Source organism: Saccharopolyspora karakumensis, assembly GCF_004349225.1.
Taxonomy (GTDB): domain Bacteria; phylum Actinomycetota; class Actinomycetes; order Mycobacteriales; family Pseudonocardiaceae; genus Saccharopolyspora; species Saccharopolyspora endophytica.
The window spans coordinates 44,490-59,832 of sequence record NZ_SMLA01000021.1; the positions used below are offsets into that span (position 1 = coordinate 44,490).

The following is a 15,343-nucleotide window of genomic DNA, read 5'->3' on the forward strand; positions in this document are numbered from 1 at the left end:
GCCGAGGGGTTAATATATCAGTTTCCCACTAAAGATACATCAAGGGGATGATGTATGGACCATCAGTTTCCCGACCCTACGATGACTTTCGTGACCACTGCCCCGCACGAGCTCGAACCAGCCCCCGCCTCGATGGCCGAACGCGCGTACGCCGCCATCCAGGACCAGCTGATCATGCTCGACATCCCGCCGATGTCCCCCATCGACGACCTGGCCCTGAGCGACGCACTCGGCATCGGCCGCACACCCGTCCGCGAGGCGCTCAAGCGTCTCGAGGTGGACCGGCTGGTGGTCTCCTACCCGCGCCGCGGCACCTTCGCCTCCGGCGTCGACATCACCGACCTCGCCTACATCTCCGACCTCCGCGTGCACCTCGAGCCGTTGGCCTCCCGCCGCGCATCAGAGAACGCGCCCGAGGCCATGCGCGCCAAGCTGACCGAGCTGGCCGACGCCATTGACGACGACGACGTCATGCTCACATCGCGCCACGAGCTGATGCAGTGGGATCTGCGAGTGCACCGCTCGATCTACCGCGCCGCCGGCAATCCCCACCTGGAAGACACCCTGGTGCGCTACAACAACCTCGCCACGCGGATCTTCTGCGTGTTCTTGGATCGGATCACCCATTTCGACCGGCACGTCGACGAGCACGTCGGCCTGTTGCGAGCAGTCGCAGACGGCGATAGCCGGCAAGCCGAGAAGATCGCCGAAGACCACGTCGCCGGATTCGAGAAGGCGATCCGGGCGATCATGTGACCGCCCGGCGCCGCCAACTCATCCCTCGACGGCGTCGAGCACCTTGAGCACGTCGACCGTGGCCGCCACGTCGTGCACCCTGAGCACCTTCGCCCCACGCTGCGCTGCCAGCACGGCGGCGGCGACCGAAGCCGCCTCCCGGTCCCCGACCGGCCGCCCGGTGATCTGGCCGAGCATCGCCTTGCGGGACAAACCTGCCATCACGGGTGCGTCGAGCTCGGTGAACCAGCTCAGCGACCGCAGCAATGTCATGTTGTGCTCAAGGGTCTTGCCGAACCCGAACCCCGGGTCGATCACGATGTGCTCGCGCGGGATCCCCGCGCTCACGCACACTTCGATCCGTTCCCGGAGGAACGCGGCCACTTCGACGAGCACGTCGTCGTAGCTCGGGTGGTGCTGCATGAGGCTCGGTGGCCCGAGCATGTGCGACAGGCACACGGGCACGTCCAGATCCGACGCCATCTCGAGCGCACCGGGATGGCGGAGCGCACGCACGTCGTTGATCAACGTCGCGCCCGCGGCCACGGCTTCCCGCATCACCTCCGGTCGTGAGGTGTCGATCGACAGCGGAACGTCCGTCTGCCGTGCCAGCTGCTCGACGACCCCCACCACGCGGTCGAGCTCCTCAGCGACACTGGGCGGGCAGGCACCCGGCCGAGTGGATTCACCGCCGATGTCGAGGATGTCAGCACCCTCTTCGATCAAGCGGAGTCCACGCCACACGGCAGCGCCGCTGTGCCAGTAGGTGCCGCCGTCGGAGAACGAATCCGGTGTGACGTTGAGGATTCCGCACACCAGCTTGCGCGGACCCCGGAGCAGTCGCAGCAGCGTGCCGACAGCAGGTGCGGGCGCCCTCGGCGCCGCAGTGGGCAGCGGGCCCGTCATACCTGGCTCCGGGAAGCCGACTCGACCGCGTGCCGAAGCAGCAGCGCTGTCGTCACCGGCCCGACTCCGCCGGGGACCGGGGTCAACCCGGCCGCGGAACCGGCCACTTCCGCCTCATCGACGTCGCCGACCAAACCCCCGTCAGCTGTCGGGTTGGTTCCCACATCGATCACGACGCTCCCGGGGTTGACGTGCTCAGCACGGATCAATCCGGGCCGGCCGACGGCCACCACGAGGATCTCCGCCGGGCGGGTGTGCGCGGCGAGATCACGGGTGTGGCGATGGGTCACGGTCACGGTCGCGTCGCGCTGCAGCAGCAGCTGGGCTGCCGGCTTGCCGACCACGTTGGAGCGTCCGACGACGACGGCCCGACGTCCGGCCAGCGGAACGTCGTAGTGATCCAGCAATTCCAGCACCGCTGCGGCGGTGGCCGGCACGAACGCGGGCAGACCGGCGCTGAGTCGCCCCAGCGACACGGGATTGGCGCCGTCCACGTCCTTCTCCGGGGCGATCGAAGCCGCCAGGTCTTCGACGGACGTTCCGGCGGGCAGCGGGGTCTGCAGCATGATTCCGTGCACCGACGTGTCCGAGCTCAGCTCGGTGAGCCGGGAGCGGATCTCGTCGGGCGTCGCGTTCGGTCCGAGATCGACTACGTCGCACCGGATTCCCGTCTTGGACGCGGCTTTCGCGATCGAGCGGACGTACCAGGCGGTGGATTCGTCGTCCGTGGCCACGACGACCGCCAAGCGCGGTGGTGTGCCGGCATCGGCGAGTGCTTCCGCTGCCGCCCTCACATCGGCGCGGATCTCCTTGGCGAGGGCCGCCCCGCTGAGCACTGCCGTGGTCGGCTCATCGGAGACGAGTTGTCCTGTCATCGTCCGATCACCTCCCGCACTGCGGCGGTGACCTTGTCGGCGCGCGCGGTGATGTCGTCGACTTCGGCGATGGAGGTGATCAGCTCGGTCCGCTCCTCGGCGCCGCTGATCACGTTGAGGTTGACCTCCACGTTCACGCGCGCGGTGTTCACTGCGGCGCGGGCGGCTTCCGCAGCAGCGGCGATGTCGCTGATGACGTTGCGATTTCCGATCGGAAGCAGCTGTTCGGCCAAGCCGACGACCTGCTCGGCAACGGCGACCACCCGTGCGGACACCCGGCCGGCCTCGACCAGGGCAGCCGCGATCGCGCGCGACCGGTCCTCCTTCTGCTCGTCGGTGGAGCGCGGGAGCGCGTAGGCCGCCCCGACCGCACCGAAGGCGGAAGCATCGTCTTCGGCCAACGTCAGTGCGAGCTCGCGGAGCTGATCGGTGTCGTTGAGCACCGCTGTGATCGTCGCGGCGTGTTCGGAGTACTTCTCGCCGTCGCTGTAGCGGGCGACCATCCCGACCAGTGCAGCGGCCTGAGCAGCGTGCAACCCGGCGCTCGCCCCACCTCCCGGGGCTGCTACCCGGGCTGAGAGCGAGCCCAGAAAACGTTCGAGGGTTTCCATGCGCATGGAATCGGTCCTTCTTCTCTGCGGGCTGGAATCTGATGAGGACTCGTACGGCGGTCCGGTTCCCGGGACCGACGGGATGGGGTGGGGTGCGCGGCCACCGACCCTTTTCAGACCGCGCACCCCGGTTCTGGGGATCAACGGCGAATTCGGGTCATCTCCGGGTCCACCAGCGGTTCGACGGCGACGGTGGCGCGCACCTTCCGGTCGAAGTACTGGATCTCCACCGAAGTACCGGGAGTCGCCGATGCGGGCAGCCACGCGTACGCGATCGGCTTGCCGATCGTGTGGCCGAAGGCCGCCGACGTCACGTACCCGGCAGGCTCGCCGTCGACGAAGACCGGTTCGCTGCCCAGCACCACGCTGCGGCGATCGTCGATCGTCAGGCAGCAGAGGCGGCGGTGCACGGTGTCAACGCCGCGGTCGGCGACCGCGTCGTAACCCACGTAGTCGGTCTTCTTCTTGTTCAAGGCGAACCCGAGCCCGGCTTCGTACGGATCGTGCTCGGTCGTCATGTCAGCGCCCCACGACCGGTAGCCCTTCTCCAGGCGGAGGCTGTTGAAGGCGGCACGCCCTGCGGCGATGACGCCCAGCGGCTGTCCGGCTTCCCACAGCGCGTCCCAGAGCCGCTGCCCGTACTCGGCGCTGCTGTAGATCTCCCAACCGAGCTCACCCACGTAGGACAGCCGCATCGCCGTGACCGGAATTCCGGCGATGTGCGCGTGCTTGAGACGGAAGTACTTCAGCGCCTCGTGGGCGAAGTCGTCACCGCTCAAGGGCTGCACCAGGTCCCGAGCGAGCGGCCCCCACACGCCGATGCAGCAGGTACCACCGGTGATGTCGCGGATCTGGACGCTGCCGTCGTCCGGCGCCTCGCGCAGGAAGTAGTCCATGTCGAGGTTGCTGTTGGCCCCGACCTGGAACAACTGCTCGTCGAGCCTGGCCACGGTGACGTCGGAGCGAACACCGCCGGCCTCGTCGAGCATCAAGGCATAGGTCACCGAGCCGACCGACTTGTCCATCTTGCCGGTGGTCAGCCGCTGCAGGAACGCCACCGACCCGGGCCCGCTGACCTCGATGCGCTTGAGCGAGGTCATGTCGTACATGGCGACCGCCGTGCGGGTCTTCCACGCCTCGGCCGCCGCGATCGGCGAGTGGAACATCGCCGACCACGCATCGCGCGAAGGCGGCTGCCACTCGGTCGGCAGCTCCTTCACCAAGCGCGCGTTGGCCTCGTACCAGTGCGGCCGTTCCCAGGCGTGCGACTCCAGGAAGAACGCTCCCAGTTCCTTCTGCCGCGCGTGGAACGGACTCACCCGCAGCTCCCGTGGTGAGAACCGCGGCTGCAGCGGGTGCCGGACGTCGTAGATCTCCACGAAGTTCTGCTGCGAGGTCTCGTCGACGTAGGCATCGGTCGTTTGGATCTCGTCGAACCGGTTGACGTCGCACCCGTGGAGCTCGGTCTCGCTGCGGCCGTGCACCAGCAGCTGGGCGACGGCGCGGGCGACACCGGCGGAGTGGGTCACCCACACGGCTTCGGCGACCCAGAACCCGGCGACGTCCGGCGACTCGCCGACCAGCGGTCCACCGTCGGGAGTGAAGGAGAAGACGCCGTTGAACCCGGAGTCGATCTTCGCGCTCCGCAACGACGGGAGCAGCTCCTTGCTGTGCTCCCACGCGGCGGCGAAGTCCTCCTCGGTGAACGGCAGCATCGAGGGCATGGCCGCTTCGCTGAGGTCGTCGCCGTCGACCTCGGGCAGCTCCGACAGCTGCGCTGGCATCGGCCGGTGGGCGTAGCTGCCGATGCCGAGGCAGTCGCCGTACTCCCGGAAGTAGAGATCGCGGTCCTGGTGGCGCAGCGCCGGCAGACTCGCCTCGGTCTGCTCGTCGTTGCGCCCGACCAGCTCTGCGATCCGCCCGGTGCGCGCGAACTGGTGAGCCAGCGGGAGCAGCGGCACCTTCATGCCGACCAGCTCGCCGACGGCCTTGCCCCAGAAACCGGCGCAGGAAACCACGACGTCCGCGGCGATCTCCTCGCCGGCGTCCGTGCGCACTCCGGCGACGCGGCCGCTGCGCTGCAAGACCTCGGTCACGCGGGTCGAACCGCGGAAGACCGCTCCGCGTGCCTTCGCGCGGCGGATGAGGGCAGCGACGGCTCGGGGCGACCTGGCCAGTCCGTCCGTGGGTGTGTGGAGACCGCCGAGCACGCGCTCGCGATCGAGCAGCGGGTGCAACTGCGCGCACCGCTCCGGCCCGACGACCTCGCTGGGGACGCCCCAGGAAGTCGCCCAACCGTGCTTCCGGTGCAGGTCGGCGAGCCGTTCGGGGGTGGTCGCGATTTCGAGTCCGCCGACCTGGTTGAAGCACCGGTCGCCGTCCACGTCGATGCTGCTGAACTTCTCGATCGTGTAAGTCGCGAACTCGGTCATGGTCTTGGAGGGGCTGGTCTGGAAGACGACGCCGGGTGCGTGCGATGTCGAGCCACCGGTGAGGGGCAGCGGTCCCTGGTCGAGGACGGTGACCTCGTTCCAGCCGCGCTCGCTGAGCTCATCAGCCAGATTGGCGCCGACGATCCCGGCGCCGATGATGACGACACGAGGGGTGGTGCTCATGGCGGGGCTTCTCTCCTTACTGGACGGTCTTGGGCGACCGCGCGGAGGATGCTTCGGGCTGGGAGGTCGGCCGCGCCCACGGTCACGGCCGGCCTCGTGCTACTTGGTGGTGCGCAATTCCTCGGCCGCGTCGAGGAGCCAGTCCGCGAGGTAACCCGCGAACGACGGCCGGACGAAGAGCCGGAAGTCGTCACCGACGCCCAGGGCGAGGATCAGCACCCCGGCCTGCCCGATGCTGGTCTGCGCGCTCGACCCCTTCGGGAACGCCGCGGGTCGCAGGTCGAGCGAGCACCCGAACGAGAGCAGTTCGCGCGCCTGTCCGCCGCTCACCCGGATCGCGGTGCGCTGCGCGGACACGTCCACGGCCGCGCCACCGTGCGCGGCCGCGAGCCTGGCGAGCGAGCCCTCCAGTTCGTGCGGTTGGAAGACCTTGCTCGTCACGAGCCATTCGTCCGGCCCCAGCCAGACGATCTGGCCCTCACGGGTGGAGTTCCAGGTGTTGGGTTTGGCAGGGAGCGCCGAGCCCAACGCGTGCTCCACCACCGCGGAACCTGGACCAGCGGGATCGATGCGCAGGTCCACCGCGGACACGAGTTCCTCGGGTTTGACCACCAGACCGTCGATCGACCAGGTCAGCGCGGCCAGGGCGTGCTTCCAGTCTTCCAGGGGGTGCGTAGCGCGAAGCCTATGAGCCATCTCGGCGTGCTCCTTCCGGGTCCACAAGCACGGTTTCGCCGATTTCCGCCTCGACCAGCGCGCCGTCCACCGGGACGTGCACCAGATCGCCGACGCGGCCACGGCCGTTCTTGACCAGCGCCAGCGCGAACGGCCGGCCGAGCTCGGCGCTGTGGTAGCTGGACGTGACGTGTCCGAGCATCGGGACCGGTGGCTCGGGAAGAGTTCCGTCTGCTCGGAATTCCACGATCTGCGAGCCTTCGCGCAACTTGGTGCGCCGATCCGTCGGGAGCAGGGAGACGAGTTGCTTTCGCAGCGGATTGGTGTTCTCGGCCCGGGAGAACGAGCGCTTGCCGATGAAGTCGTCCTTCTTCTTCGACACCACCCAGTTCATGCCCAGGTCGTGCGGGGCGACCGTGCCGTCGGTGTCCTGCCCGATGATCGGGTAGCCCTTCTCGGCGCGCAGCACGTGCATCGTCTCGGTGCCGTAAGGCGTGATGCCGTAGCGCTTGCCTGCCCCCAGCAACCGCTTCCACAGCGAGAGTCCGTACCAGGAATTGACGTTGACCTCATAGGCCAGCTCGCCGGAGAACGAGATCCGGGCGACTCGGACGGGAACGCCGTCGAGATGCGCGTCCTTCCACGACATGAACGGGAACGCCTCGTTCGACACGTCCAGATCGCGGAACACCTCGCCGATCACCTCGCGCGAACGCGGCCCGACGACCGGGAAGACCGCCCACTGCTCGGTGACCGACGCGAGGTGCACCTGCAGCTCAGGCCATTCCGTCTGGAGCCACTCCTCCATCCAGTCCAGCACCATCGCCGCGCCGCCGGTCGTCGTGGTGACCAGGAAGCGGTTCTCCTCGATGCGCAGGACCGTGCCGTCGTCGATGACCATGCCGTCGTTGCCGCACATGACGCCGTAACGCACCCGGCCGACCTTGAGGGTGCTCATCATGTTCGTGTAGACCCGGTCTAGGAAAGCACCGGAATCCGGTCCTTGGACGTCGATCTTGCCCAGCGTGGAGCCGTCGAGGATGCCGACGCCCGACCGTGTTGCCGCGCACTCCCGCAGCACGGCGGTGTCCATGTCCTCGCCCGGCTCCGGGTAGTAGCGGGCTCGCTTCCACTGACCCACGTCTTCGAACACCGCGCCGGCGTCGAGGTGCCAGGGATGCACCGCGGTGATCCGCTCGGGGTCGAACAGGTTGCCGCGTTCACGCCCGGCCAAAGCTGCGAAGGCGACCGGTGTGTACGGCGGCCGGAAGGTCGTGGTGCCCAGGTCCTCGATCGGACGGCCCAGCAGTTCGGCGGTGATGCCGGAGGCGATCACGCCCGAGGTCTTGCCCTGGTCGTGAGCGGTGCCGATCGTGGTGTAGCGCTTGACGTGCTCCACCGAGTGCAAACCGGCGCCGACGGCGCGGGCGATGTCGCTCACCGTGGCGTCGCGCTGGATGTCGACGAACTGCTTGGCCGCGTCTCCGCCGGTCCGCCAGATCACCTTCGTCGGTGTGCGCGACGGCTCCGCATCGACTTCCGGCGCCTCCGCGCCGGCCCCGTCCCGCACGACGCCGTCCAGCTCGAGCGTGCCGTTGGCCGCGCCGATGACCGCGATGCCGGGCAAGCTCCCGGCCGGCCGGAACGAACCGAGCGAGGCGTCGTAGACCAGCGCGCCCTTGACGTGGCTGAACAGGTGCACCGCCGGGTTCCAACCACCCGAGACGAGCAGCAGGTCAGCGGGGATTCGTACCTCCCCACCAGGCTTGCGCGCGAGCACCGCGCCGACGTGTTCCTCGCCTTCAGCACCGATGACCACTGCGGACGCGGAAACCTCGACACCTCGTGCCCCAGCACGCTCCGCCCAGTCCGTCGGCAGTTCGTCCCTGGCGTCGAGGACCGTCACGTCCGCACCGGCGAGGGAGAGTTCGATCGCCGCGGAATAGGCGGCGTCATCGCTGGTGAACACGACGACCTGCTGCCCTGCGAGCACGCCGTAGCGGTGCAGGTAGTCACGCGCTGCCGACGCGAGCATGATTCCGGGGAGGTCGTTGTTCTCGAACACGATCGGACGCTCGTGCGCACCGGCAGCGACGACGACCTTCAGCGCGCGGATGCGATGCACGCGTTGACGGCTCCGGCTCGACGAAGCTGCGGCGCCGGGGCTTCCGCTGCGGCGCTCCAGGGCGAGCACGAACCCGTCGTCGTACTGGCCGAACGCCGTGGTGCGCTGCAGGTGCAGGACCTCCGGGTTCGCCGCCAGCTCGGCGACGACCTCCGCCACGAACTCCAGCGCCGGCTGTCCACCGATCCGCTCAGTACCGGTCAGGCTGCCACCTGCGGTGGCGCGGTCGTCGAGGAGGACGACGCTCTCCCCGGCGCGGGCGGCGCTGCGCGCGGCAAGCAGCCCAGCCGGGCCTGCGCCGATCACGAGGGTGTCGACGTGCGTGTGCTTGCGGTCGTAGCGGGCGGGATCGGGATGCTCGGCGAGACGCCCCTGCCCGTTGACACCTCGCGCCACGAGACCGTCGGTCAGCTCGACCGCGGCGGCCTGCAGCATCGGTTCGGGAAACGGCTCCTCGATCTGCACCAGGCCCGTGGCGTCCTCGGTCCACGCTGCGCCGATCCCACGCGGCCGCCCCAGCTTCACGCTGCTGCCGATGTGGTGCACGTCGTTGGCCAGCAGGGCGGAAGCCAAGGTGTCGCCCGGGTGACCGGTGTAGGTGCGTCCGTCGAAGGTGAAGGTGAGCGTGCGACCGCGGTCGATGCGGCCATACCCGTCGACCCGGCTCATGCCCGCACCTCCGGCTGCGTCGATTCCACACCTGGAACGCCGGGCACCGGTTCACCAACTCGGTAGATGGCCAGGAACTCGTAGGTGCGGGTGTCCCGGACGGCGTTGAACCAGCGCCGGCAGCCAGTGCTGTGGCACCACCGCTCGGGGAACGGCCCCTTGTTGTTGTCGCGGTAGAACACGAACTCAGCCCATTCCTGGTCGGACAGCGCAGCAGGGCTCTCCGGGTAGGAGACGTCGGCCTGGCCGCCGTAGTGGAACTCGACCTCCTCGCGGGGGCCGCACCAAGGGCAGTGGATCAATTGCATGGCTAGCAGTCCTCGGTTTCAGTGGGCGACGGCAGCGGCGCCGTGCTCGTCGACGAGCGCTCCGGTGGTGAAGCGGTCGAGGCTGAACGGCGCGACGTGCGGATGCGGTTCGCCGTGGGCGATGGTGTGCGCGTAGCACCAGCCGAGCCCCGGCGTGACCTTGAACCCTCCGGTCCCCCAGCCGGAGTTGACGTAGACGTTCTCGAACGGTGTGCGCCCGACGATCGGGCTCGCGTCCGGGGTGACGTCGACGATTCCCGCCCAGCTGCGCAGCAGGTGCGCACGAGCGAAGACAGGGAACAGCTCGACGGCAGCGGCCATCTGCCGCTCGATGATGTGGAACGCGCCGCGCTGCCCGTAACCGTTGTAGGAGTCCACGCCTGCGCCCATGACCAGCTCGCCCTTGTGCGCCTGGGAGACGTACACGTGCACGGCGTTGGACATCACGATGGTCGGGTGCACCGGCTCCAGCAGCTCCGACACCAGTGCCTGCAACGGGTGCGATTGCAAGGGGGCGCGGACGCCGAGCTCGTCCAGCAGGACGGAGGTGTGCCCGGAGGAGCACAGCGCGACGGTCCCGCAGGCGATGTCACCACGACTGGTGCGCACGCCGGTTACCCGTTCACCGTCCACGGTGAACCCGGTGACCTCGCAGTCCTGGATCAGATCAATTCCGGCCTCGTCCGCACTCCGAGCGAACCCCCAAGCGACGTAATCGTGCTTGGCGATCCCCGCCCGAGGTTGATAAGTCGCGCCCAGGACCGGGTAGCGGATGTCGTCGGAGACGTTGACGATCGGGCAGACCTGCTCGACCTCTTCGGGGCTCAGCCACTCCGCATCGATGCCGTTGAGCTTGTTGGCCTCGACCCGCCGGACCGAATCCCGGATGTCCTGCTCGGTGTGGGCGAGGTTGAGCACACCGCGCTGGGAGAACAGGATCGGGTAGCCGAGTTCGTCCTCCAGCCCTTCCCACAGCTTCAAGGCGTGCTCGTAGATCGCGGCCGATTCGTCCCACAGGTAGTTGGACCGGATCAGCGTGGTGTTGCGGGCCATGTTCCCGCCCGCGAGCCAACCCTTCTCCAGCACGGCGACGTTGGTGATGCCGTGGTTCTTCGCCAGGTAGTGCGCGGTCGCCAGACCGTGCCCGCCACCACCGATGATGACCACGTCGTAGGACTTCTTCGGCTCCGGGTTGCGCCAGAGGAAATCCGGGTGTTCGGGCAGGTCCGCGCCGGGAGGCGGGGAATTCGTGTTCATGCCTGCAGCTCCGGGTAGAGAGGACGGCTCTGGGCGAGTTTCGCGACGCGCTCGGACAGGGCGTCGAGGCCGGCTTGCGGTGTCTCGGGGCGCAGCGTCAGCGCGATGACGTCCGCGACCTCGCGGAAGTCCTCGTCGTCGAAGCCGCGCGCAGCCAGCGCGGGAGTACCGATGCGGACGCCGGAGGAGACCATCGGCGGTCGCGGATCGAACGGGACCGCGTTCCGGTTCACCGTGATGCCGACCTGGTGCAGCCGGTCCTCGGCTTGCTTGCCGTCCATCTCGGAATTGCGGAGATCGACCAGCACCAGGTGGACGTCGGTTCCACCCGACACCACGCCGACGTTCCCCTCCAGCAGCAGCCGGTCCGCCAGGATCCTCGCCCCGGCCAGGGTGCGCTCCTGCCGCTCGCGGAAGGCGGCCTCTCCGGCGAGTTTGAACGCCACCGCCTTGCCCGCGATCACGTGCTCGAGCGGGCCGCCTTGCAGTCCCGGGAAGACGCTGGAGTTCAGCTTCTTGGCCAGGCTCCCCTCAGCGAGCACGACACCGCCTCGCGGTCCTCCCAACGTCTTGTGCGTGGTCGAGGTGACCACGTGGGCGTGCGGCACGGGCGACGGGTGCAGGCCGGCTGCGACCAGTCCGGCGAAGTGGGCCATGTCCACCATCAGGTAGGCACCGACCTCGTCGGCGATCCGGCGGAACTCCGCGAAGTCCAGGTGCCGCGGGTAGGCCGACCAACCCGCGATGATCAGCTTGGGCTGCCGTTCCTTCGCCAGCCGCTCCACCTCGTCCATGTCCACGAGGTGGTCGTTCTCGCGCACGTGGTAGGCCGCGGCGTCGAAGTACTTCCCCGAGAAGGTCAAGCGCATTCCATGCGTCAGGTGCCCGCCGTGCGCGAGGTCCAGACCGAGGAAGGTGTCGCCCGGCTCCAGCAGCGCGGCCATGACCGCGGAGTTCGCCTGAGCTCCGGAGTGCGGCTGCACGTTCGCGTAGTCGGCGCCGAAGAGCGCCTTGACCCGGTCGATGGCCAGCTGCTCGATCTCGTCGACGTTCTCGCAACCACCGTAGTAGCGACGCCCCGGATACCCCTCGGCGTACTTGTTGGTCAGCACCGACCCCTGGGCCTGCATCACGCTCAGCGGCGCGAAGTTCTCGCTCGCGATCATCTCCAACGTGTCGCGCTGGCGAGCCAACTCCCGGTTGACGGCCGCATGGACCTCCGGGTCCGTCTCCGCCAAGGGAAGACCGAGCGCGTTCTCGGCGCTCTCCGCCCCTTGACGATCAACCGTTGCGGACATGCGGCCACCTCCTGGTGTATCTGTAGTTCATTATTGATATATCAGTTGTATGTCAAAGTAAGGGCCGTCGCGGGCTCGGTCAAGAGCCCGACGACGGCCTTCCGCGAAGACCCGGGGTCAGTACCCCCGCGCCCTCCACTCCTCCAGATGCGGAGCTTCGGCCCCGATGGTGGTGGAGCCCCCGTGCCCTGTGTGGACAGTCGTCTCCCCCGGCAGCGCGAGCAGGTCGCGGCTGATCGAGCTGATGATCGTGTCGAAGCTGGAGTAGGACCGCCCGGTAGCCCCGGGTCCGCCCTGGAAAAGCGTGTCCCCGGTGAAGATCGTCTCGAGCTCCGGCACGTGGAGGCAGACGGAGCCCGGTGAGTGCCCCGGTGTCGACAGGACGCGCAAACCGATACCGGCCACCGTGATGACCTGACCGTCCGACAACTCCCGGTCCGGTTGCCGGTCCGGGTGCGCCAGCTTCCACAGCGGAGCTTCGGCCGGGTCGAGCAGGATCGGCGCATCGAAGCTGTCCGACAGGACTGGTGCCTGGTTGACGTGGTCGTCGTGGGCGTGGGTGCACACGATCGCCGTCAACCGACGACCGCCGACCCGCTCCGCGACCGCATCGGCGTCGTGCGCGGGGTCGATGACGAGGACCTCGCGCTCGTCGCCGATGAGCCAGACGTTGTTGTCGACCTCCCAGGTGCCCCCGTCCAGGGAGAAGGTGCCCGAGGTGACCAGGTGCTCGATCGGGCTCACAAGACCACCACCGAACGCAGCACGTCACCGCGGTGCATCTTCTCGAAGGCGTCCTCGACCGCGTCGAGGGAGATCTCCTCGGTCACGAACTTCTCCAGCGGCAGGCGGCCCTGCAGGTGCAGGTCGACCAGCGCGGGGAAATCACGTGAGGGCAGGCAATCGCCGTACCACGATGACTTGAGCGCACCACCGCGGCCGAAGTACTCGATCAACGGCAGTTCCGGTGCCATCATGTCCGGCGTCGGCACGCCGACGAGCACGACCGTGCCGGCCAGGTCGCGAGCCTCGAACGCCTGCTTCCAGGTCTCCGGGCGCCCAACGGCGTCGATCACCACGTCGGCGCCGAATCCGCCGGTGTGACTCCGGATGGCCTCGACGACATCGGCCTCGCGGGCGTCGACGACGTGCGTGGCCCCGAACTCCCTGGCTTGGTCGAGCTTCCGCGGGTCTCGGTCCACCGCCACGATCGTTCTCGCTCCCGCGAGCTCGGCACCCGCGATCGCCGCATCACCAACGCCTCCGCAGCCGATGACCGCGACCGAATCACCGCGTGCCACGTCCCCGGTGTTGATCGCGGCGCCGATTCCGGCCATCACACCGCATCCGAGCAGCCCCGCCACTTGCGGCTTCACCTGCGGGTTGACCTTGGTGCACTGCCCGGCCGCCACGAGCGTCTTCTCCGCGAAGGCACCGATCCCGAGTGCAGGGCTCAACTCCTGGCCCGAGGCCAGCGTCATCTTCTGCGTCGCGTTGTGGGTGTCGAAGCAGTACTGCGGTTTGCCCTTGCTGCAGGCACGGCACTGCCCGCAGACGGCGCGCCAGTTCAGGATCACGTAGTCGCCCGGGGCGACGTTGACGACGCCCTCACCGACCGATTCCACGATGCCTGCGGCCTCGTGCCCGAGCAGGAAGGGGAACTCGTCGTTGATCCCGCCTTCCCGGTAGTGCAGGTCCGTGTGGCACACCCCGCACGCTTGCACCTGCACGACCGCCTCACCCGGCCCCGGGCCGGGAATCACGATCGTCTCGACCGCGACGGGTTTGCCCTGCGCGAGCGAAACCACTCCACGGACCTCTTGTGGCATAACGCCTTTCTCCTTCTTCGCGATTGTTCCTCGACCACGGACACGCCTGCCGACGGTCGACCGCAGGCCCGCGTTCCGGCTGCGACGCCGCAGATCGAGCGCGGGAACGCAGTTCCGGGCGCCCACTGTGACATGCGACTGGTATATCAGTCCAGAGCGCAGTGGGCCTTTCGGGACGCTCACCCGGCGTCCCGCGATCCTCAGCCTGCGACTGCGGAGGCCACCCAGTCCCGGAACTCCCCGATGTGGTGCTCGCTGGGAACCAGCACGCCGCCCGAGGCATAAGCCCGTGAGGACATCGCCGGCTGACAGCGCTCGCAGGCGTCGAAGTCCTGCTGGTTGACCCGGTGGAACAGCTCCACCGAACCGGAGAGATCGACACCGCTGTCGATGACCTCCTGGGTGTACAGCCAGTCGCACTCGACGATCGTCCGGTCCACGGCCACCGGGTACATCCGGTGGAAGATCACGTGGTCCGGGACGAGGTTGATGAACACCTGCGGGTTGATCGTGATCGCGTAGTAACGCCGATCGTGGTCCTCGTCAACGCCGGCCAGGGTGCCGAACCCACCCTGGCCGTCGACTGTGAAACCGGTGACCTCCTCGCCGAACTCCGCCCCGTGCCCGACGAAGTACTGCGCGGCGTATCCGTCAGCGAACTCCGGAAGCACGTCGGTCAGCTCAGGGTGGATCGTCGCGCAGTGGTAGCACTCCATGAAGTTCTCGACGATGAGCTTCCAGTTCGCCTTCACGTCGTAGGTGATCCGCTTGCCGACCACGAGTTCGTCGATCCCCCAACCGTCGATGGCTGAGGGATCACCCATCCTGGCCGTGACCGCTCCCTGCACGGCGTCCTCGAACGGAGGAGGCTCGTCGGCGAGGCAGACCCAGACAGTTCCGAGCCACTCCCTCAAGGTGACGCCGATCAGGCCGTACTCGTCGCGGTTGACGTCGTTCATGGAATTCAGGTTCGGTGCGGCGATGAGCGAACCATCGAGACCGTAAGTCCACGCGTGGTACGGGCACTGCAAGGACTTGCGCACCGACCCCGCTTCCTCGGTGCACAAGCGCGCACCGCGGTGACGGCAGACGTTGAGGAAGGCTCTCAGCGCACCGTCGCGACCGCGCACGATCAGGACGCTCTCCCCTCCGACGTCGACGTTGCGGAAATTGCCCGGCGACGGCATGTCACTGCTGCGCGCCGCGGCGAACCAGTTGCTCTGGAAGATCCGCGACTTCTCGAGTTCGAAGACCGCTGCGTCGGTGTAATGCGATCCCGGCAACGTCGGGATCAGGCTGGACGTGGATTCCGGCTTCTCCTGGCCGTGGGCTTCTACGGAGCTCACGAATGATCCTTTCCTTCAACTGCGACGTGGCTACGAGCAGTGGGCTCGATCTCCGCGGGGCCAGGGCTCGTGGAGCAGGCGAGCTCCACGCCCG

Annotated in this window: 13 protein-coding genes; 1 reads left to right on the top strand and 12 read right to left on the bottom strand. The window is 68.1% G+C overall.

Annotated features, from left to right (window positions below; translation table 11 throughout):
* Positions 1–81 precede the first annotated feature (81 nt).
* Positions 82–756, top strand: coding sequence for a GntR family transcriptional regulator (locus E1202_RS15780; RefSeq protein ID WP_132683910.1), 675 nt, complete (start codon positions 82–84; stop codon positions 754–756).
* 18 nt (positions 757–774) lie between these two features.
* Here E1202_RS15780 and folP read toward each other — a convergent pair whose 3' ends face one another.
* From folP to E1202_RS15840, 12 genes are all read right to left on the bottom strand, one after another.
* Positions 775–1,641, bottom strand: coding sequence for a dihydropteroate synthase (gene folP / locus E1202_RS15785; protein WP_132683911.1), 867 nt, complete (start codon positions 1,639–1,641; stop codon positions 775–777).
* Positions 1,638–2,516: a bifunctional 5,10-methylenetetrahydrofolate dehydrogenase/5,10-methenyltetrahydrofolate cyclohydrolase gene (locus E1202_RS15790; RefSeq protein ID WP_132683912.1), complete on the bottom strand. Its 879-nt coding sequence runs from the start codon at positions 2,514–2,516 to the stop codon at positions 1,638–1,640. The genes folP and E1202_RS15790 overlap by 4 nt, the downstream gene beginning before the upstream one ends.
* A complete protein-coding gene (locus E1202_RS15795) occupies positions 2,513–3,133 on the bottom strand; it encodes a cyclodeaminase/cyclohydrolase family protein (RefSeq protein WP_132683913.1) in 621 nt (206 codons plus the stop codon). Before E1202_RS15795 ends, E1202_RS15790 begins: the two co-directional genes overlap by 4 nt.
* Before the next feature lie 134 nt (positions 3,134–3,267).
* On the bottom strand, positions 3,268–5,742 hold the full coding sequence (locus tag E1202_RS15800) for a GcvT family protein (protein ID WP_132683914.1): 2,475 nt from the start codon (positions 5,740–5,742) through the stop codon (positions 3,268–3,270).
* A 99-nt stretch (positions 5,743–5,841) separates the two neighbouring features.
* On the bottom strand, positions 5,842–6,438 hold the full coding sequence (locus E1202_RS15805; protein WP_132683915.1) for a sarcosine oxidase subunit gamma: 597 nt from the start codon (positions 6,436–6,438) through the stop codon (positions 5,842–5,844).
* Positions 6,428–9,211, bottom strand: a complete 2,784-nt coding sequence (locus E1202_RS15810; protein WP_132683916.1) for a 2Fe-2S iron-sulfur cluster-binding protein — start codon at positions 9,209–9,211, stop codon at positions 6,428–6,430. Before E1202_RS15810 ends, E1202_RS15805 begins: the two co-directional genes overlap by 11 nt.
* Positions 9,208–9,519 (bottom strand): sarcosine oxidase subunit delta, encoded by a 312-nt coding sequence (locus tag E1202_RS15815; protein WP_132683917.1) that lies wholly within the window; start codon positions 9,517–9,519, stop codon positions 9,208–9,210. Before E1202_RS15815 ends, E1202_RS15810 begins: the two co-directional genes overlap by 4 nt.
* 18 nt (positions 9,520–9,537) lie before the next feature.
* The gene (locus E1202_RS15820) at positions 9,538–10,776 is read right to left on the bottom strand and encodes a sarcosine oxidase subunit beta family protein (RefSeq protein ID WP_132683918.1); all 1,239 of its coding nucleotides are present in this window, start codon (positions 10,774–10,776) and stop codon (positions 9,538–9,540) included.
* Positions 10,773–12,074 carry a serine hydroxymethyltransferase gene (glyA, locus tag E1202_RS15825; RefSeq protein WP_207918664.1) on the bottom strand — a complete coding sequence of 434 codons (1,302 nt, stop codon included), beginning with the start codon at positions 12,072–12,074 and terminating at the stop codon, positions 10,773–10,775. The genes E1202_RS15820 and glyA overlap by 4 nt, the downstream gene beginning before the upstream one ends.
* Before the next feature lie 117 nt (positions 12,075–12,191).
* Positions 12,192–12,818, bottom strand: a complete 627-nt coding sequence (locus E1202_RS15830) for an MBL fold metallo-hydrolase (protein WP_132683919.1) — start codon at positions 12,816–12,818, stop codon at positions 12,192–12,194.
* Positions 12,815–13,903: an S-(hydroxymethyl)mycothiol dehydrogenase gene (locus E1202_RS15835; protein WP_132683920.1), complete on the bottom strand. Its 1,089-nt coding sequence runs from the start codon at positions 13,901–13,903 to the stop codon at positions 12,815–12,817. The genes E1202_RS15830 and E1202_RS15835 overlap by 4 nt, the downstream gene beginning before the upstream one ends.
* A 200-nt stretch (positions 13,904–14,103) precedes the next feature.
* Complete coding sequence (locus tag E1202_RS15840) at positions 14,104–15,249, bottom strand: aromatic ring-hydroxylating oxygenase subunit alpha (RefSeq protein ID WP_132683921.1); 1,146 nt, start codon at positions 15,247–15,249, stop codon at positions 14,104–14,106.
* Positions 15,250–15,343: the final 94 nt, after the last annotated feature.